This window comes from Salinibacter ruber DSM 13855 (assembly GCF_000013045.1).
Taxonomy (GTDB): Bacteria; Bacteroidota; Rhodothermia; order Rhodothermales; family Salinibacteraceae; genus Salinibacter; species Salinibacter ruber.
On sequence record NC_007677.1, the window covers coordinates 2,622,762 to 2,641,510 of the forward strand.

Below are 18,749 nucleotides of genomic sequence, written 5' to 3' on the forward strand. Positions count from 1 at the left end.
CCCCGCGGCGCCCGGCGCCGCGGCTGCACGACCGACTCCCACTCCCGAACGAATTCCCCGAACGAAACCCTTTATACGCAACCATGGCGAAGCAGATCAAATTTGACTCTGATGCACGAAGCGCCCTCCAGGAGGGCGTGGACCAGATGGCGAAGGCCGTCAAGGTCACGCTCGGCCCGAAGGGGCGGAACGTCGTGCTTGAGAAATCCTTTGGCGCCCCGACGATCACGAAGGACGGCGTCACAGTCGCAAAAGAAATTGAATTGGAGGAGCGCCTTCCCAACATCGGCGCCCAGGTGCTGAAGGAGGCCGCGTCGAAGACCAACGACGACGCCGGCGACGGCACGACGACGGCGACCGTGCTGGCCCAGTCCGTCATCAACGCTGGCATGAAGAGCGTCACGTCCGGCGCCAACCCGATGGACGTGAAGCGCGGCATCACCGCGGCGGCCGAGGAGGTCGTGACGCACCTTCGCAACCAGAGCGACCCGGTCGAGGGCAAGGACCGCATCTCGCAGGTCGCCACGATCTCGGCCAACAACGACGACGCGATTGGCGATCTCATCGCCGACGCGTTTGAGCGCGTCGGGCAGGACGGTGTGATCACCGTCGAGGAGGCCCGCGGCATCGAGACGTACCTCGACGTGGTCGAGGGCATGCAGTTCGACCGCGGCTACCTCTCCCCCTACTTCGTGACCGACTCCGAGGAGATGGAGGCGGTGCTCGAGGATGCCTACATTCTCATCTACGACGACGAGGTCGGCAACATGCAGGACCTGCTGCCGATCCTCGAGAAGGTCAGCCAGACCAGCAACCCGCTGCTGATCATCGCCGAGGACGTGGAGGGGGAGGCCCTCGCCACGCTCGTGGTGAACAAGATGCGCGGCACGCTGAAGGTCTCCGCCGTGAAGGCGCCTGGATTCGGCGACCGTCGCCAGTCGATGCTCGAGGACATCGCCGTCCTCACCGGCGGCACGGTCATCAGCGAGGAGAAGGGCTACCGCCTCGAGAACGCCACGCTCGACTACCTCGGGCAGGCCGACCGCGTCACCATCGACCAGGACAACACGACGATTGTTGGCGGCGAAGGCTCGGAGGAGGAGATCGAGGCCCGGGTCAACCAGATCCGGCAGCAGATCGCCAACTCCACCTCCGACTACGACCAGGAGAAGCTGCAGGAGCGTCTCGCGAAGCTTGCCGGCGGCGTGGCGGTGCTGAACGTGGGCGCCGCGACCGAGCCGGAGATGAAGGCCCAGAAGGCGCTGGTGGAGGATGCGCTCAGCGCGACCCGCGCGGCTGTCGACGAAGGCGTGCTTCCGGGCGGCGGCGTGGCCTACCTCCGCGCCCTTGAGTCCATCGAAGAGGTCGAGGTCGAGAACGAGGACCAGGAGATCGGCGTCTCGATCGTGCGGGAGGCCCTGGAGGCCCCGCTGCGCCAGATCGCCGAGAACACCGGCCATGAAGGCTCGATCGTCGTCCAGAAGGTGAAGGACGGCGAGGGCGACTTCGGCTTCAACGCCCGCACCGAGGAGTACGGAGATCTTCTCGATCAGGGCGTGCTCGACCCGACGAAGGTCACGCGCTCTGCGCTGGAGAACGCCGCGTCCGTGGGCGGCATGCTGCTGACCACCGAAGCTGTAATCGCCGACCTCGAAGATGAGGACGACGACGACGGCGGTGGCGGCGGTGGCGGCGGCATGCCTGCTGGCGGTGCCGGCGGCATGGGCGGCATGGGCGGCATGGGTGGCATGGGCGGCATGATGTAACGCCCCTCTGCACGCTCGCGCCCATCCGGCGCGCGCCCCTGCAACCGAACACCAAAAGGCTGCTCCTTCCCGCTCGGGAGGGAGTAGCCTTTTTTATTTGTCGCCGTCGTCTGCACCTCTCGTTGTGGGCGCGTTCCGCCCCGTCGCGAGGGGCAGCCGTCAAAGGGTCTTTACGGCCTGTACCATTTCTCGCCCGTCGCCCCGCACGACCTCGAATCCGAGCTTCTCGCAGACCCGCTGCATGGCGTGGTTCTGCTGCAGGATGTCGGCCGTGATGCGGTCAAGGCCCTCCGTCGTGCCCACCTCCACGAGACGGCGCAGCAGCTCGGTGCCGATGCCCTCGCCCTGGTACTCGTCAATCACAAGCATCGCAAACTCCGCCTCGTTGCGCCCGGGCTGCTGGGTGAGGCGTCCCACCCCGATGATTCGGTCGTCTCCGTCCTCCGTGGGCCGCTCGGCAACCAGGGCCATCTCGCGGTCGTAATCGATGAAGCAGATGCGGGCGAGCCGGTCGTGGGCCACCCGCTGCTCCAGCTTCATCAGGTTGGCGTACCGCAGGTACACGCTCCGCTCGGACAGGCGCTCGTGGAAGGTCACCAGCTTGGGCTCGTCTTCGGGCCGGATGGGACGAATGGTCACCTCCTCACTGTCGGCCATCGCGTGCGTGCCGACGTACTGCCGCGGGTAGGGCCGGATCGCGGGCGTCGGCAGCTCGTCGTCGTCTTTCGTGTAGGGGTGCAGCACCACCCGGGCATCAAGGGCGAGCAGCCCGTCGTCGCCCGGCCGGGCCAACAGCGGGTTCACGTCGATTTCCTTCACGCGCGGTTGCTCCACCACCAGCTGGCTGAACCGCACGAGCAAGGTCTCCAGCGCGTCGAGGTCCACCGGCTCACGGCCCCGCACCCCCTGCAGCGCCTCGTAGATCTGGGTCTGCTCCATCATGCGACGGGCCAGGGTGCGGTTGAGCGGCGGCAGGCCGAGGGCACGGTCCTGATAGACCTCCACTAGCTGCCCCCCGGAGCCGAAGAGCAGCACCGGCCCGAACTGCTCGTCCATACTGCTGCCAATGATGAGCTCGTACCCGTCGCTCCGGTCGATCATGGGCTGCACCGTCACCCCGTCGAAGCCCTCCGCCACGTTGTTTTCGACCTGGGCGAAGGCGGCCTCAACGTCCGCGTCGCTCGTGAGGCCCAGGTGCACGCCGCCCACGTCCGATTTGTGCGTGATGGAGGTGGAGTGGAGCTTCACCACCACCGGATACCCAATCTCCTGCGCCGCCGCGACCGCCTCCTCGGGGGTCTCCGCCACCGGCGAGTCGACGGTGGGGATGCCGTAGGCCGCGAGTAGCTCCTTGGACGCGTGCTCGGTCATCAGCACGCGACCGGACTCGTGGGTGTCCTGCACGATGCCGGCGGCCGCCTCGCGGTCGGGGAGGCCCGGCTCGTCCTCCGGCAGGCTCGGCGTCTCGTAGAGGGCACGCAGGTTGTAGCTGTAGCGCCACATGTGGTTGAACACGCGCGCCGCGGTGTCCGGGTACGCGAAGGTGGGCAGGCCGGACTCGTTGAGGATGTTCTCGCCAGAGGCCACCGCGTCGCCCCCCATCCAGCTGGCCAGGATGGGCTTGTCGTTGTCGCGGGCGTAGGGCCGCAGGTGCTCGGCCGTCTTCGTGGGCTCGGTCATGGCCTGGGGCGTCAGGACGACCAGCAGCCCGTCGCTGTTTTCGTCGTTGGCCGCCACCTCCAGGGACTCCGCGTAGCGCTCCGGGTCGGCGTCCCCCAGAATGTCGACGGGGTTGCCGTGGCTCCACGCCCCCGGCAGAATGTCGTCGAACGCGTCCGTCGCGTCTTCGGAGATCGGCGTCAGCTCACCGCCGCCCCCAATCAGGGCGTCGGTGGCCAGCACGCCGGGCCCGCCCGCGTTGGTAAGGATGGTGAGGTTGCGCCCCTCCGGGCGGGGCTGCTTGCTGAGCACCTCGGCCATGTAGAAGAGGTCGTTGATGTCGTCGACCCGCAGCACGCCACTGCGGCGGAAGGCCGCGTTCAGCACGGCGTCGCTGCCGGTGAGGGTGCCGGTGTGGGAGGCCGCCGCCTCCGCCGCCGCGTCGGTGCGCCCCGCCTTGATGACGATGATGGGCTTGCTCTGGGCCACGTCCCGCGCCGCCGAGAGGAACGACCGCGCGTTGCCGATGGACTCCATGTAGAGCACGATGCTCTCGGTCTTCGGGTCGTCGCCCAGGTACTCGATCATGTCGCCCCAGTCGACGTCGAGCATCGAGCCGATGGAGACGAACGAACTGAAGCCCACGTTCTCGCGGAAGCTCCAGTCGAGAATTGATGTAAGCAGCGCGCCGCTTTGGCTGACGAACGCCACGTCGCCCTCGTTGGCCATCGACCCGGCGAAGGTGGCGTTGAGGCCGTTGGGCGGCCGCATGATCCCCAGGCAGTTCGGCCCCACGATGCGGATGCCGTGCGTCCGCGCAATGTCCTTGATGTCCCGTTCGAGCGCCGCCCCCTCCTCCCCCACTTCCCGAAAGCCGGCGGACACGATGACAAGCCCCTCCACGCCCGCCTCGCCGCACTGCTCCACAATGCCGGGCACCGTCGGCGCGGGGGTGGCGATCACGGCCAGATCCACGTCCGCCTCCACGGCCCCGATGCCCTCGTACGCCTCGATGCCGAGCACGCTGTCCCGCTTCGGGTTCACCGGAAAGACGGTGCCCCCGAACGGATTGCTCACGAGATTCCAAAGCAGGGTCCGCCCCACGCTGCCGGGCGACTCGCTCGCCCCAATCACCGCCACGTTTTTCGGCTCAAAGATGGCGTCGAGCGGCTGACGGCGAGAGCCGACCAGATCGTACGACGGGTCGCTCGTGGGGGTGGTGTCGGAGGGGACGCTAGACGAGTCGGGCATAGGACGAGGGACATCGTTGGACGAGACGTTCTCCCGCGCTGGGAAGAGTGGCCCTACAGAACGGACGAGCACGACCCGGTCGTTTCAAACCAAAATGTGCCCCGCCTCGATTTTGCCCAAACTCCGCATCCTGCCACGAGGCTCATCGTCCCTTCCGGGCGTCTCGTTGGCCCCTCAAATTTCTGGCACGCCGCTTGCTTCGAACTAATTACAGAATGAGTTTTTCGCAAAACGCCACTCCCGGTGCCCTTTCGTTCCGTCTGACCTGTCCCTTCTCCTGCCATGAACGACCGTCTGCCGTCCCTGCCCATCGAGGCCCGAGAGCAACACCCGTACCGCAGTCTCTACGCCGCCCTGCTGCTACAGAACGTTCAGGATGCGATCAGCGACGCCCTCCCCGACGACGATTCCCACGATTCCGGGGACGGCGGGGCGTCCCCCATCCACACCCCCGTCCCGCCAGCACATCGTTTTCTTCGGTGACGCGGGCATAGGCCGGCCCCGCACCGGTTCGGATCCGAAGACGTCTGCCGCAGGCCCCTCCCGATGCCCTGCACATAGCACGGGGCTCGCCGCCCGGCAAGGCGAGAACTAGTAAAACAGGTCTTCCATTTCTGCATCCGGGTCGGCCTCCCCGTCGACACTGCTCGTCGCGGGGTGGCTGCGGAGCGCGTCGTAGAAGTCCTGGTCGTAGGTTCGCGTCTTGACGACGATCGGCATGGGCACCGCGTGCCCCAGCAGGAGGGCCTGCTGTTTCGCGTCGAGGGAGGCGAGAATTTCGCGGAGGGACGACGCGTCGCTCGTGCCCACGAGGGCCGCGCCGATGTCTTTGTCGTCGCTGAGTTTGGCGACCATCTTGGTGCCGATCTGGCTGAGCACCTCCTCGTCGATCGCGCTCGGCCGCTGGTCCACCACCAGCAGGCTCACGAAGAACTTCCGCATCTCGCGCGCAATCTTGCCGAACGGCGTCTCGTGCGCAATGTCCGGCGACAGGAATTTGTGCGCCTCCTCGATCGTGATCATGAGGGGCTGCGGCTTGTCCCCCTCGTTCTGGGTCTGGCGGTAGCGGTTCGTCTTCGCCTCGTAGGCCCGCCGAATGCGGCGCGTGAGGGCGTTGGCCACCAGCAGGTAGACGCGCAGGTCATCGTACTGCCCGAACTCCAACACCACCGACTTGCCACTGTCCAAGTTTTCGAGCAGGGCGTCGAGGACGTCGTAGTCGTCCGGCGAGGGCTGGGTGGTAAAGAAGTCGTACTCCTGGAACGGGGCCAGCTTGCGCCGCAGCGCCTCGATCGAGTTCTTGTGGGCGCCGGTCTCGTCGGCCAGCCGCTCGAAGTCGTCCCCGCTCTGCGCCTCCAGGAGGGTCGTGAGCCACCGGTCGCCGTACTGGTTTTTGAGGAGGTAGCTGCTCTCGGCGGCGGTGGCGTTGAGGTTGAGCGTGTCGCGCAGCGGTAGGATGTCGGCCGGCTGAATCTGGTCGGCGTGCAGGTGCACCTCGTAGTCCGGCGTGTGCCCGCGCTGGCGGGTGGTGGAGGGGTCGAGCGAGAAGAGGCTCACCCTGCTCGGAAACAGGTCGCGCAGCCCCTTTACGAACTGCGCCTGCCCGTCCGCCCCCTCCGCCTGACTGCCGTAGCCGTACTCCGAGTGCATGTCGAACACGAGGTTGACGGCCCGCCCCGTCACGATTGTGCCCGCCAGCAGCAGCCGTGTGAGGAAGGTCTTTCCGGTGCCGGTCTTGCCGAAGATGGCGTTCGAGCGCTCGGCAAACTTGGCGAGGTCGATGCACACCGGGCTCTCCTCCATTCCGATGGGGTGGCCCACGTGAAAGTACGTCCGCCCGTCGTCCCACGTCTCGTCGCCAAAGACGCGGGCCACGTCGTCGGCCTCCGCGGGCGCCACCGGCGAGAAGTGCGCGGGGATGGTCTTCACCGACGCCGGCTCCTCGTCCGTCAGCTCCGGGTGGTCGGCGTTCGGCATCATGAGCATCGGCTTCAGCTGGACGGTCACGTAGGTGCCGGACCCCTGCATCACCTCGCGCAGCAGGTCGTCGGACGGGTCGGGCGGATTGAGCAGAATCTGCTCGTTGGCCGCCTCGATCTCGATGTCCGTGATCATGCAGAAGAAGTCGTGCTTCTCCCCCTGAATCACGACGAACGTGCCGGCCACCACGTCCTCCACGGACTCCGCCGAATCGAGCTTCATCTCGATGCCCTCATTCAGCGACCCGTGCGTGATGACGCCGAGCTGATCGGATCGAAAGCCCGTCTCTTCAAACATGAAAGCGTTGGATCAGGCGGGAGAGGACGAGAATCCGGAGATACTGCTTCTTCCGAACAGCGTCATGAGCGCATGAGTCACGAGGTGGAATCTCCGTTGCGCGGGGCACTTCCTCTTGCTTGTCTTTTCCGATCGCTCTTCGCTGCGGGCGCGGTGTTCTTGGAGCGGGGACGCTCGGTGGCGCGGCGGGTGAGGAAGAGGCCGAGGGCCACGAGGAGAATCTCCCCGATGAGGCCGAACAGGAAGCGGCGCGTCATGCTCTTCAACACGCGCGGCAGGAGCCGGACGGCGGCGTAGAAGCCGAGGAGGCCGAGCAGCCCCTGAGCGAGACGGCTGAGCCAGTCGGGGGCGTCAGAGAACGAATGGGCCATAATCAAGGACGAGGATGAGCGAAATGGATGCTGGGACGGCGGCCAAGCCACAAAGAGCGCGCGTCTGTCGTCGGGGGGGCAGTGTTCCCCCAACGGCGACTCTCGGTCCCCCTACGCGTCCTCCCCCTCGTTGGCGAGCTGCCCGCAGGCCGCGTCGATGTCCTGCCCTCGGCTGCGCCGCACCGTCACGGTCACGCCCTCCTGCACGAGCACCTGCACGAACCGGTCGAGCTGGGCCTCCGACGTCCGTTCGAAGTTGAGGCCCTCGACTGGGTTGTACATGAGCAGATTCACTTTGCTCGGGGCCCAGCGCGTGACGTCGGCGAGGTTCCGCGCGTCCGTCTCGCTGTCGTTCACGCCCTTGAAGAGGCAGTACTCGTACGTAATCTGGCGGCCGGTCTTGTCGAAGTAGTACTGGAGCGCCTCTTTCAGCGCCGGGAGGCTCGTCTTTTCCGCCTCGTTCACCGGCATGATGCGGCTGCGCGTCTCGTTGTCCGGCGCGTGCAGGGAGACGGCCAGGTTGGTACGCAGCTGGTCGTCGGCCAGGTCCTTGATGCGCCGCGCGAGGCCGACGGTAGAGACGGTGATCTTCTGGGCCGAGAGGTTGAGGCTGTCCTCGTCGGTCAGAATGGAAATGCTGTCGAGCACCGCGTCGTAGTTGAGGAGCGGCTCCCCCATTCCCATGAACACGATGTTGGTCACGGGCCGCCCGAAGTGCTCCTGGGCGACCTCGTTCATGTGCCACACCTGGTCGAAGATGGCCCCGGGCGTGAGGTTTTCGCGGAAGCCCATGCGGCCGGTGGCGCAGAACTCACACCCCATCGCGCAGCCGACCTCGCTCGACACACACACCGTCAGGCGCCGCGCCTCCCCCCGCTCGTCGATGGCGGGGATGAGCACCGTCTCGGCCTCCCGCCCCGAGGGCAGTTCAAAGAGTGCCTTCACGGTCCGGTCGGCGGCCTGCTGCTGCTCCACGATCTCGATGTCCTCGACCGTCGCGTCGCGCTGCAGGCCGCGGCGCATCCGCTTGGGGAGGTTCGACATCCGATCGAAGTCGGAGACCCCTTTCCCGTAGACCCAATTGAACAGCTGGTCGCCGCGGTAGCGGGGCGCGCCGTGCTCGGCCACGAAGTCCTTCAGGCCCGCACGGCCCATGGTCTTGAGGTCCACGCGGTCCTCGGCGGTGCCAACGGTGTGAGACGCAGTTTTAACATCAGGCATATCAGGATGGTAAACGCCGCGTGTGCGCTGGACGTTTCGGTGCCGTTGAGGGCAATAACATCAGTGATCTACGCTGTGGGGAATGTCCTCAAACGTCCATTTCCGAAAGACCGTGTGTTGGAAAAGCACTCCCCTTCGTCGCTCCAAACTTGATTTGGAGCCCATGATGCAACCAATCGGGCCTCCCTTCGGGATTATAGGCTCTGAATCGAGTTCAGAGCGACGGGGGCACCTCGATGCCGATTGCCCCGCGGTGCCGTTGGGACGTTGCCCTCACCCGATGTTCGGGGCCACCGCGGGCGTTCCAACCTTTCAACGTCCACCCCAAAACATTCCCCCGGCTCGAAAATAGATCTATTTGTCCTGTCGAACTCATTTCGCGCATTTCCACTTCTATGATTCCCCTGATCACGCCCGACGACACCGCCCGCCTCGACGCCATTGTGAGCCGGGGCGGCACCTTCAGCGACGAGGTGGACGCCACCGTCGAGGACATTCTGGCGCGGATTCGTGCGGAGGGCGACGAGGCCCTCATCGAGCTGACCGAGACGTACGACGGGGTGCGCCCCTACCCGGTCCAGGTGCCGGCCTCGGTGCTCGACGGCGCGGTCGACGCGCTCGACGACGATCTGCAGGACGTCCTTGAGGAGGCCGCGGCCAACATCCGCCACTTTCACGACAAGCAGGTGGACGAGTCCTGGTTCACCGACGATGGGGACGGGGTGATCTTGGGACAGCGCGTGGTGCCGATGGAGCGGGCCGGGCTGTACGTGCCGGGCGGCACGGCCTTCTACCCGTCGAGTCTGCTGATGAACGCAATTCCCGCACAGGTCGCGGGCGTCGACGAGATTCACCTCGTCTCCCCCCCGCAGGACGACGGGCGTCCGCACCCGCTCGTCCTCGCCACCGCCGCCCTCCTGGGCCTGGAGCACATCTACGCCGTCGGGGGCGCGCAGGCCGTCGGGGCGCTCGCCTACGGCACCGCGTCGGTGCCGGCGGTCGACACGATCGTGGGCCCGGGCAACGCGTACGTGGCCGCCGCGAAGAAGAAGGTGTTTGGGCGCGTGGGGATCGACTCGGTGGCCGGCCCCAGCGAGATCGGCGTGCTGGCCGACGCCACGGCCGACCCCGAGTTCGTGGCCGCCGACCTGCTCTCACAGGCCGAGCACGACGAGCGGGCCTCCGCGGTCCTCGTCACGCCCCACCGGCCCCTGGCCGAGGCCGTGCAGGAGCACGTGGAGGCGATGGTTCCGGCCCTCCCCCGTGCCGACGTGATCGAGCAGTCCCTCGCCGACTACGGGGCGTGCGTCGTGCCCGACACGATGGACGCGGCCATCGACCTCATGAACGACCTCGCCGTGGAGCACCTGGAGCTGCACGTGGACGACCCCTGGCAGACCATGACCCACATCCGCCACGCCGGGGCCATTTTTCTGGGCGCGTACTCGTCCGAGCCCGTGGGCGACTACTTTGCGGGCCCCAACCACGTGCTGCCCACCGGCGGCACGGCCCGCCACGCCTCCGCCCTTGGGGTCGACGACTTCGTGCGCACGCAGTCCGTCCTCTCCTACACGAAGGACCGGCTGGACGAGACCGGGCCGAAGATTGCCACCATCGCCGAGGCGGAAGACCTGCAGGCCCACGCCGAGGCGATCCGGACACGGCTGGATCGCGACGGCGGGTCGGGTTCGAAAAAGCCGTGACCCCGGAGACATTGTGCCCGCCTGCTGGTACCTTTTGTATAGTCCATTTGCTCTTCCCTCCCGAGACGCCCCGCCGGGCCCATGGCCGCTGACACCGACTCCCCGTCCCTCGACGACGTGCTCCAGCACATCCGGCCCGCCGTGCGGGACCGGAGCGAGTACATCGTGGACATGCCGGAGGGGATTGACGTAAAGCTCAACCAGAACGAGAGCCCCTTTGACCTGCCGGCGGGCCTCAAACAGGAGCTCCTCGACGCCCACGCGCAGGTGGAGATGAACCGGTATCCCTCCGAGCAGCCGGAGGCGCTGCGCCATGCGCTCGCCGAGTACGACGGCGTCGATCCCGACCAGATCCTCGTCGGCAACGGCTCCAACGAGATCACCTACACCTTCGGCCTCGCCTTCCTGGACCCGGGCGACCCGGTGGTCCTGCCCCGCCCGATGTTCTCCCTCTACGAAAAGGTCATGCGCCTGCAGGAGGCCGACCTCACCATTGTGCCGCCTCAGGACGACTTTGGGTTCGACGCGGATGCCCTCGCCACGGCCGCGGCGGAGACCGAGGCCGTTCTGACCATCCTCACCACCCCGAACAACCCGACGGGGCTGGCCATGACGCTCGACGAGCTCGAGCAGGTCGTCACGGCGAGCTCCGGGTTCGTGGTGATCGACGAGGCGTACGTGGAATTCAACCCGGAGGGCACCGCCATCGACCTGCTTGAGCAACACCCCAACGTGCTGATTCTCCGCACGCTCTCGAAGGGGTTCGGGCTGGCGGGCGCGCGGCTCGGGTACCTGCTCGCCCACCCCGCCGTGGTGACGGAGCTCATGAAGGCGCGTCTGCCCTTCATGGTGGACCGGTTCGCCGAGCAGACGGCCCTGGCGGTGCTGCGGCGCCCCGACCTGATTGAGGACCGCGTATCGCGCATCGAGGCCTCGATCACAACCCTTACCGAGGCCCTGCAGGCGATGGAGGGGGTCGAGGTGGTGCCCTCGCAGGCGAACTTCGTCGTCTTCACCACCCCGCTGCCGGCCGATACGCTGCAGGACCGGCTGGCGGACCGCGGCGTTCTGGTCCGCAACATGGGCGGGTATCCGGAGCTGGAAGGGTATCTGCGCGTCAGTGCGGGGACCGAGGAGGAGAACAACGCGTTTCTGGACGCGTTGGACGTTTCGCTTGAAGAGGCGGGTGCAATCTCTGAAGTATAGCTCCGTTCTGCCGCTCGGCGAGACGGGCCGGCGCGTTACTCTCGGGCATTGAGCACTTTCTCTGAATTCACTGAGCTCGCGATGGATTTTACTCGGGTAGATATCATTGGTCTCTCCACGAGCCCTTCCAGCGGAGGGGCCTATGCCCTTGTGCTCGGAGAGGTCGAAGGCAACCGCCGTCTGCCAATCATCATCGGAGCATTTGAGGCCCAGGCGATTGCGCTGGAGCTGGAAAAGATTCAGCCCCCGCGCCCGATGACGCACGACCTGCTGCGCGATACGTTTGAGGCCGTGGACGTGGACGTGGAGGAGGTTGTGATCGACGAACTTCGGGAGGGCACCTTCTTCGCCAAGATCCGGTACCGCCACGACGGCGAAGAGCACCGGCTCGACTCCCGCCCCAGCGACGCCGTGGCCCTCGCCGTTCGCGTGGACGCGCCCATCTTCGTCGCCCCCGCAGTGCTGGACGAGGCCGGCATCGTCGCCGAAGACGAGTCGGACATCTCCTCGCTCGCCGAGCAGGCCGAAGAGACGTCCCCCTCGGAGGAGGAAGAGGGCACCGAACTCGAACAGATGCAGAAACAGCTCGAGGAGGCCGTGGAGGAGGAAGACTACGAACGGGCCGCCGAGCTCCGCGACGAAATCCAGCGCCTGGAGCAGGAGCAGCAGCAGAACCAGAACTAGCGCCCCCGATCGGACCCTCGATCCTGGCGAAGCCCTGCGGGACTCGTGCCCGCGGCTTCGCCTTTTTTATTGTCCGTTGCCGTTTGTCCCGAGCCCCGCCCCTCGCCGCGACGGTCTCGCCCCACCCCCCGTCACTCTTTCCACCATTTCCTCCGCCCGCATGCCGTCCCCCACCGAGCGCGCTGCGCACCGCACCCCGCCCGCTGCCCTCGGCGCCTTCCCCGACCTGTTCGTCGACTACTGCACCGACTTCGACGCGGTGGCGGACTTCTATCCGGGCGACTGGCAGTCCCGCCCGGCGCGCCGGGCGGCGGCCACGGCGGCGGCCAAGCGCCCCGCCGACCGCGAGGTGCTCGCCGACACGCTGCTCGACCAGAACGAGCGCTGGGGCCTCGACGAGCGCACCCGCTCGCACATTGAGACCCTGCGGGACCCGGACAGCATCGCCGTGGTGACGGGCCAGCAGGTGGGGCTGTTTACGGGGCCGCTCTACACCATCTACAAGACCATCACCACGCTCCAGCTGATCGAGGAGTGGGCGGACCAGACGGGGCGTCCCGTCGTCCCCGTCTTCTGGGTGGAGGGCGAAGACCACGACTTCGAAGAGATTGCCGCGGCGCACGTCCTCCAGCACAACGAGGTCGTGCCCCTCTCCTACGAGCCCGGCGTGGACGACAATCCCGGGGCGGTCGGGCGACTCGCCCTGACCGACGGGATCCAGGACGTGGTCGACCGGCTCGACGAGGCCCTGCCCCCCTCCGACTTCAAGCCGGCAGTGATGGAACAGGTGCGCGCCGCCTACCAGCCCGGCACCCGCCTCGAGGATGCCTTCGCCCGTCTGATGCGCTCCCTCTTCGAGGACGACGGGCTCGTGTTCATGAACCCCGACGATGCCCGCCTCAAGGCACTGACCCGCCCCCTCTTCCGGCGCGACATTGAGGACCCGCGGGCCTCCGTCGCCCCGGTGAACGCGGCCGGTCGGGCGCTCCGCGATCGGGGCTACCACGCACAGGTCAACGCCCACCCGACCAACCTCTTCTGGCTCGGCGACGACGGCCGCTGGGCAATCGACCTGGAGGACGAAAACGCCTTTCGGCTCCGCGGCACGGACCGGACGTTCTCCCGCTCCGATCTGCTCAATCGCCTAGACGAGACGCCCGAACGATTCAGTCCCAATGTCGTCCTGCGTCCGCTGATGCAGGACCACCTCCTGCCGACCGCCGCGTACGTTGCGGGCCCCGGCGAGGTGTCCTACTTCGCCCAGTACGGGGGGGTCTACGACTGGGCGGGCCTCGACATGCCCCTCATTCACCCACGGGCGAGTGTATCCCTGGTGGAGGGCAAGGTGCAGAAGGTGCTCGACAAGTACGGCCTGACGGTTGCGGACTTTCGGGACGGCCTGGAGCCGCTCTTTCAGGACGTGGTCGTCGACACGATGGAGGTCGACGTGGATGCCCTCTTCTCGGAGGCCCTGCCGCAGCTCCACCAGACCCTCAATGCCTTGAAGCCCGAGGTGGAGGCCGTAGACCGGACGCTCGGCGCCTCCACCGAGGCGACGCGGTCGGCAATCATGGACGAGATGGAGGCCCTAAAGCAGAAGGTCGTCCGGGCCGAAAAACGGCAGCAGGACGAGGTCCGAGCGCAGCTCAAGAAGGCCCACACGAACCTTCGCCCGGACGGGACGCTCCAGGAACGCACGATCAACGTGCTGTACTACCTCAACAAGTACAGCCCGGCCCTGCTCGACGACCTGCGGCACGCGCTCCGTACCGATACCTCTGCCCACCAGGTCGTGGGCGTATAGCGACCCGAGCGCCCGGCGCAAACACTCGTCGACTGCCCCCCAACACCCGCTGAGCCCTGTCATGGAGGACGGCCCATCCCCGGAGGGTCTCTTTAGCCCGCTCATTGAACACGCCATTGAGCTATCGGCCCAATGGCACGACGGCACCTACCGGAAGGGCGTCTGGCGCGACCCGGCGTTCGAGGTGCCCGAGGGCGAGGAGGTCCAAATCCCGGTCATCGCCCACCTTGCCGCCGTGGCCTCCATTGTGCGCCGGGCGGGCTGGGGCGAAGCGACCGTGGCCGCCGCCTACCTGCACGACGCGATTGAGGACATGAACCAGCACGGCCAGCGGCTGCGCCGCAAGCAGCTCCGCGACGCCGTGGGGGCGGACGTGGCCCGGCTCGTGGTTCAGGTCTCCGAGCAGAAGCTGGACGACGACGGGCAGATGCGGCCCTGGCGGGCCCGCAAGGAGGACTACCTCGAGGGCATCCGCACGGGCCCGCCGGACGCCGCCGCCATCAGCCTGGCCGACAAGATCCACAACCTGTGGTCCATCACCCAGAGCCTGCAGGCGAACGAGGACATCTTTTCGGCCCTCAGCGGCGACGCCGAGGCGCAGCGGTGGTTTCACGCGGCCGTTCTGGAGGCGTCCCCCCCCCCACGACGACCCGCGCCTCCCCCCGATGCGCGAGCGGCTGCAGACGGAGCTCGACCGGTACGAGGCGGCCCTCCGCCCCGCAGCTTAAAAAACCCGGGTTCGGCCAAGAGGAACGTCACGTTAGCCACGAGTCTCGCCTCTACGCGTCGGCCACCCGCACGATGCCCCGCACCAGCTTCATCAGATCCCCCCGCACCCGCTCACTCACCTCGAGGACTTCGTCGTGATCGAGACCGCCGGGCGCCAGGCCCGCGGCCGGGTTCGTGATCGTCGACAGGCCGAGGACCGCCATTCCCAATTGGTGCGCCTGAATCACCTCCGGCACCGTGCTCATCCCCACTGCGTCGGCGCCCAGCTGCTCCAGCGCCCGCACCTCCGCCTTCGTCTCGTAGCTCGGCCCCAGGGTCCAGGCGTAGGTGCCCCGCCGTGCGTCCAGCCCCAAATCGAGGGCCACCTGCTCGGCCCGGCTCGTCCACCCCGGCTCGTAGAAGGGAGCCTGCTCCTCGTCCGATCGCTGACGGGCCGGCCCCGCCCCGGCTCCGACCCCTGGACTGGCGAACGCCATGTTGAGGTGGCTCGTGATGAACATGAGCGTCCCCGGGTCGAAGGTGCGGTTGATGCCGCCGGCCGAGTTGGTGACGAGCATGCGATCGGCCCCCAGGGCGTGCACCAGCCGCACCGGCATCGCGATCTTCTGCACCGGGTACCCTTCGTAAAGGTGCACCCGCCCCTGCACAAAGACGACCCGGGTGTCCTCCAGGGCGCCAAACACGAGTTTCCCGCTGTGCCCCTCCACGGTCGACTCCGGATAGCCCGGAATCTCGGCGGCGGGCACGACCGTCGTCTCGTCCGCCGCCTCCGCCAGGCGCCCCAGCCCCGACCCCAGAATAAGCGCCATCTCGGGGGCCCAGCCGACGCGCTCCCGCACCGCCGCCCTCGCAGCATCGAGGTCTTCGTCGTCGTACACAGCGGGGTCGGAACGCATAGACGCGGCGGTCGAGCGGGGCATGGCGGAAGCGACACGTGGGAAGGAAGGAAGAAGCGAGAATTCGGAAAACGGCTCGGGACGATCGTCGGTCCCCGAGAGACTGGCCCGGGCGGCCTACCCCGCCCGCAGGATCCGGTAGTTGCGGAGACTCCAGAGCAGCTGCTCCACGATCACGCGCAGCGTCGTGGTGAGGGGAATCGCCATCAGCATCCCCAGGATGCCGCCCAGCTGGGCGCCCGCCAGCACCACGAAGAGGATGACGAGCGGGTGGGTCTGGGCGGCCCGCGAGAAGATGAGGGGCTGGAGCAGCACGTTGTCCGCCAGCTGCGTGAGGGCCATGGCCAGGGCCACCCCCGGCACCAGCGACACGTCCCCCGTCTGGGCGATGCCGACGAGCGTGCCCGCCAGGAAGCCCAGAAACGGACCGAAGTACGGAATCGTGTTGGCCAGGCCGGTAAAGATGCCGATGGCGATGGCGCCCCGCAGGCCCACGATCCACAGGAGCGTGGACGCGATGACCGCAATGGCCGTCCCCTGCACGAGCAGGGCCCGGAAGTAGCGCCCAATGTTCAGCTCCACCTTCGCGAGAATCGAGAGCGTGACCTCGAAATACCGGTTGGGCACGAGGTGGAGGAGGCTCCGCCGGATCCGAAGCTCGTCTTTGAGTAGGAAAAACGTGACGAAGGGCACAATGACGACGGCGTACACGATGTTCGTGAAGACGCTCACGACAGAGCTCACCGTCTCGGCCACCTGTTGGCCCTCCACCAGATCGCCCCGCATGAGCGACTCGGCCGCCTGGCGGACATTCTCCTCCAATACGCCTTGCTCCAGCGGGACGACGCCCTGAACCTGCGCCTCGATGAGATTGGCCACGTACGCGGCCGTGTCGATGGTAATGAGCTGCGACAAGTCCTGGACCTGACGCGTAATGAACGGCACCACCGACGTCACGATCACCACGATCACCCCCAGAAAGACCGCAAAGGCGACCAGGATGGCCGGGACCCGTCCAACGCCAAGTCCCTGGATGTAGTCGACCGGGGGACGGAGCAGGTACGCGAGCAGGCCCCCGACGATGAGGTACAGCACAATGCCGGCGAAGTACCACACCATCCATCCGACGGACCCGACGGCCGCGGCCCCGAGCAGAAAACGAACCACCCGGTCGAACGTGAATGTGCTGGCGGACTCGTCCGGGGAGACGGGCATTCGCTCTCGGGCGTGGCCCCGGCGGGATGCCGTGGTCGTCCGGGCGTGGCGTGCCGGCGCCGTCTCCGACGACGACGGTTCTTCTGGGTCGGGGCCTGGCGATTCGTCGGGACCGTAGGAAGACGGATCGGGGCCGTCGGGCATGCAAGCGGGCGTGGCGGATGAAAGAGAAACGTCGTCCGTCGGGCGCGGGCGGCCGCTCTCGTTCGCGTCTGTCTACACGGGAGAGCGCCCCCCCTCTCGCTCCAGTTCGTCGAGGATGGGACGGATGGTTTCGGACGTGAAGCCGCGACGGCGGAGATACCGGTACATTTTCTGCCGGCGGCGACGCGGGTCGTCCTCGTCGGCCAGACGCGGCCACCGGGATTCGGCGTGCTCCCAGGCCGCCGCGGTTGCGTCTTCGTCCTCAAAAAGCGTGTCGACCGCCGCGTCGGCCAGGTGCCGGTCGATGCCCCGCTCTTTCAACTCTCGTCGGATGCGTACCGGGCCGTACTTCTTGCTGGAAAAGCGGTTGTGGGCGTAGTCGTGCGCGTAGGCCTCGTCGTCCAGGTACTCCAGTTCGTACAGACGGGCAACCACGTCGTCGATCACGAACGCCGGCGCGTCGTTCCGCTTGAGTTTCCGGCGCACCTCCGTCTCCGTGCGCGGTTTGTGCGCAAGGTAGTCGAGCGCCGCCTGCTTGGCCTCCACGTACTGCTCGTCGGCCTCAATCTCGCGCACGTCCTCCGCCGTGAGGGCCGTCCCGACCGTCAGGCCGTGCCTGACCACGAGGTCCTCATGCACCCCGAATGCAAACTCGTCGTCGATGAAGACCGACACCCGGTTCTCGTTGTTGACCTGAGGGTCAAGGCGCGTAATCGTTCCTGCCGGCGTCCCCTCGGACATGTGAATCGGTGGATTTGCGATGGAGTGTGCACGTCGAGTGGCGACTGCCCTCGCCTGTGGTTTCAGGTCGTTGTACACCTGATCTCCGGGCTGGATTCTCCGGGGACCCGGGCCTTCAAGGAACGTAGCACTGTTTCCCCGTCCCCTCCACCGTGCGACGCAACGAGTCGATCGCGACCGCCGTGGCGATGCCGAGCCCGCCCTCCACGTTCGACACCGGTTCGCGCCGCTCCGGGTCGTCACGGCTTCGAGCAAACGCCGCGAATGCAGTGTCGCCGCGAGCAATCGTCACGGTGAGGTCGTGTCCGGGAAGCGCCGAGGTGCGGCCCGCGACGGGCACCGCGTAGACGCCCCGCCACGCTCGTTGCCCGTTCCGGGTCCGAAACTGGTCTTCACGCCGTACGTCCACCGGCTCCAAGAAGAAGTTGACCACGCGGGACGAGAACTCAGCGGTGTCGGGGCGGAGCTGCGGCCGCACCCAGTGGGTCGTGTCCGCACCCGGGGGGAGCGTCCCCGCCGGCCACCTTACCGATACATTGATCGGGTAAAGGTATCCTTGCTCCGCGGGAATGTCGAGCGAGTCGCGACGCAACGAGTCCACACGGATGGCCTGTACCGGAGCGTCCGGCACCTCGACACAGACCTCGCCCAGGTCGATAGGGGGTGGGGTTCGGCCCTGCGCCCGCGCGACCTCGTCCCGCCACTCCACCGTGAGGGCCCACGGGACGTCCGCCGGCACCGTCCCGAGGGTCGCCTCCGGCACGTACAGCCCCGGCCGTGCATCGTGCTCCTCGTACGAGACGGACTCCCCATCCAGGACGACCTCGATGGCCGCCCCGGCCGCCGCATTGTCGTCCCGACTGCCGGGCGCGTCGAGCGGGCGCGTCCGTCGAAGGGTGATCGAGGGGAGCGGGCGGTCGGTCGTAAAAAACGCCTCCACCACGAGCGACTGCGGCTCCGTGGGGTTCGCCAGGTCGCATCGACCCAGCACCAGAATGAGCCCAGCCATCAGGAGCACCCCCCCAAGGGCCCGTAGCGTGTGTCGTTTCGTCTCTCGGTGCATTCGGGTCGTGTCGGCAAGC

Annotated in this window: 14 protein-coding genes and 1 pseudogene; 7 read left to right on the top strand and 8 right to left on the bottom strand. The window is 67.2% G+C overall.

The features are described from left to right. Positions 1–83: 83 nt before the first annotated feature. Entirely contained in the window at positions 84–1,766 is a 1,683-nt protein-coding gene (gene groL / locus SRU_RS11195; protein WP_011404850.1) for a chaperonin GroEL, read from the top strand. Positions 1,767–1,925: 159 nt separating this feature from the next. On the opposite strand, the gene SRU_RS11200 is transcribed toward groL, so the two are convergent. Then, on the bottom strand, positions 1,926–4,676 hold the full coding sequence (locus SRU_RS11200) for a bifunctional acetate--CoA ligase family protein/GNAT family N-acetyltransferase (RefSeq protein ID WP_011404851.1): 2,751 nt from the start codon (positions 4,674–4,676) through the stop codon (positions 1,926–1,928). A gap of 282 nt (positions 4,677–4,958) precedes the next feature. Here SRU_RS11200 and SRU_RS11205 point away from each other — a divergent pair, with 282 nt between their 5' ends. Beyond that, entirely contained in the window at positions 4,959–5,159 is a 201-nt protein-coding gene (locus SRU_RS11205) for a hypothetical protein (RefSeq protein WP_011404852.1), read from the top strand. 108 nt (positions 5,160–5,267) lie between these two features. Here the strand turns inward: SRU_RS11205 and SRU_RS11210 are convergent, their stop codons facing one another. The 3 genes from SRU_RS11210 to rlmN all read right to left on the bottom strand — a co-directional run bounded on the left by SRU_RS11210 (position 5,268) and on the right by rlmN (position 8,545). Then, entirely contained in the window at positions 5,268–6,953 is a 1,686-nt protein-coding gene (locus tag SRU_RS11210; protein ID WP_013062448.1) for a helicase HerA domain-containing protein, read from the bottom strand. A 77-nt stretch (positions 6,954–7,030) separates the two neighbouring features. After that, positions 7,031–7,324: a hypothetical protein gene (locus SRU_RS11215; RefSeq protein WP_013062449.1), complete on the bottom strand. Its 294-nt coding sequence runs from the start codon at positions 7,322–7,324 to the stop codon at positions 7,031–7,033. A 111-nt stretch (positions 7,325–7,435) separates the two neighbouring features. After that, positions 7,436–8,545 carry a 23S rRNA (adenine(2503)-C(2))-methyltransferase RlmN gene (rlmN, locus tag SRU_RS11220; protein WP_011404854.1) on the bottom strand — a complete coding sequence of 370 codons (1,110 nt, stop codon included), beginning with the start codon at positions 8,543–8,545 and terminating at the stop codon, positions 7,436–7,438. 395 nt (positions 8,546–8,940) lie between these two features. Here rlmN and hisD point away from each other — a divergent pair, with 395 nt between their 5' ends. The 5 genes and pseudogenes from hisD to SRU_RS15535 form a co-directional block, all read left to right on the top strand. After that, on the top strand, positions 8,941–10,248 hold the full coding sequence (gene hisD / locus SRU_RS11225; protein ID WP_231847125.1) for a histidinol dehydrogenase: 1,308 nt from the start codon (positions 8,941–8,943) through the stop codon (positions 10,246–10,248). An 81-nt stretch (positions 10,249–10,329) separates the two neighbouring features. Continuing rightward, positions 10,330–11,454 carry a histidinol-phosphate transaminase gene (hisC, locus tag SRU_RS11230; protein ID WP_013062450.1) on the top strand — a complete coding sequence of 375 codons (1,125 nt, stop codon included), beginning with the start codon at positions 10,330–10,332 and terminating at the stop codon, positions 11,452–11,454. An 81-nt stretch (positions 11,455–11,535) separates the two neighbouring features. Continuing rightward, positions 11,536–12,138, top strand: a complete 603-nt coding sequence (locus SRU_RS11235) for a bifunctional nuclease family protein (RefSeq protein ID WP_013062451.1) — start codon at positions 11,536–11,538, stop codon at positions 12,136–12,138. Between the two features lie 160 nt (positions 12,139–12,298). Beyond that, on the top strand, positions 12,299–13,942 hold the full coding sequence (gene bshC / locus SRU_RS11240) for a bacillithiol biosynthesis cysteine-adding enzyme BshC (protein ID WP_231847126.1): 1,644 nt from the start codon (positions 12,299–12,301) through the stop codon (positions 13,940–13,942). Between the two features lie 61 nt (positions 13,943–14,003). Further along, positions 14,004–14,438: pseudogene (locus SRU_RS15535) on the top strand (HD domain-containing protein); the annotation flags it as partial. Between the two features lie 283 nt (positions 14,439–14,721). Here SRU_RS15535 and SRU_RS11250 read toward each other — a convergent pair. From SRU_RS11250 to SRU_RS11265, 4 genes are all read right to left on the bottom strand, one after another. Then, positions 14,722–15,591: a purine-nucleoside phosphorylase gene (locus SRU_RS11250; RefSeq protein WP_013062452.1), complete on the bottom strand. Its 870-nt coding sequence runs from the start codon at positions 15,589–15,591 to the stop codon at positions 14,722–14,724. A 93-nt stretch (positions 15,592–15,684) separates the two neighbouring features. Beyond that, entirely contained in the window at positions 15,685–16,926 is a 1,242-nt protein-coding gene (locus tag SRU_RS11255; protein ID WP_011404861.1) for an AI-2E family transporter, read from the bottom strand. 72 nt (positions 16,927–16,998) lie between these two features. After that, positions 16,999–17,667, bottom strand: a complete 669-nt coding sequence (locus SRU_RS11260) for a RecX family transcriptional regulator (protein WP_011404862.1) — start codon at positions 17,665–17,667, stop codon at positions 16,999–17,001. Between the two features lie 115 nt (positions 17,668–17,782). Next, positions 17,783–18,730, bottom strand: a complete 948-nt coding sequence (locus SRU_RS11265; RefSeq protein ID WP_013062454.1) for a hypothetical protein — start codon at positions 18,728–18,730, stop codon at positions 17,783–17,785. Positions 18,731–18,749: the final 19 nt, after the last annotated feature.

Bases quoted from the DNA above. Each gene is read 5' to 3' on its own strand.
- SRU_RS11250 (WP_013062452.1), bottom strand. From the start codon at position 15,591: ATGCCCCGCTCGACCGCCGCGTCTATGCGTTCCGACCCCGCTGTGTAC.
- groL (WP_011404850.1), top strand. From the start codon at position 84: ATGGCGAAGCAGATCAAATTTGACTCTGATGCACGAAGCGCCCTCCAG.
- SRU_RS11265 (WP_013062454.1), bottom strand. From the start codon at position 18,730: ATGCACCGAGAGACGAAACGACACACGCTACGGGCCCTTGGGGGGGTG.
- SRU_RS11210 (WP_013062448.1), bottom strand. From the start codon at position 6,953: ATGTTTGAAGAGACGGGCTTTCGATCCGATCAGCTCGGCGTCATCACG.
- SRU_RS11235 (WP_013062451.1), top strand. From the start codon at position 11,536: ATGGATTTTACTCGGGTAGATATCATTGGTCTCTCCACGAGCCCTTCC.
- SRU_RS11255 (WP_011404861.1), bottom strand. From the start codon at position 16,926: ATGCCCGACGGCCCCGATCCGTCTTCCTACGGTCCCGACGAATCGCCA.
- hisD (WP_231847125.1), top strand. From the start codon at position 8,941: ATGATTCCCCTGATCACGCCCGACGACACCGCCCGCCTCGACGCCATT.
- SRU_RS11200 (WP_011404851.1), bottom strand. From the start codon at position 4,676: ATGCCCGACTCGTCTAGCGTCCCCTCCGACACCACCCCCACGAGCGAC.
- SRU_RS11215 (WP_013062449.1), bottom strand. From the start codon at position 7,324: ATGGCCCATTCGTTCTCTGACGCCCCCGACTGGCTCAGCCGTCTCGCT.
- hisC (WP_013062450.1), top strand. From the start codon at position 10,330: ATGGCCGCTGACACCGACTCCCCGTCCCTCGACGACGTGCTCCAGCAC.
- bshC (WP_231847126.1), top strand. From the start codon at position 12,299: ATGCCGTCCCCCACCGAGCGCGCTGCGCACCGCACCCCGCCCGCTGCC.
- SRU_RS11205 (WP_011404852.1), top strand. From the start codon at position 4,959: ATGAACGACCGTCTGCCGTCCCTGCCCATCGAGGCCCGAGAGCAACAC.
- rlmN (WP_011404854.1), bottom strand. From the start codon at position 8,545: ATGCCTGATGTTAAAACTGCGTCTCACACCGTTGGCACCGCCGAGGAC.
- SRU_RS11260 (WP_011404862.1), bottom strand. From the start codon at position 17,667: ATGTCCGAGGGGACGCCGGCAGGAACGATTACGCGCCTTGACCCTCAG.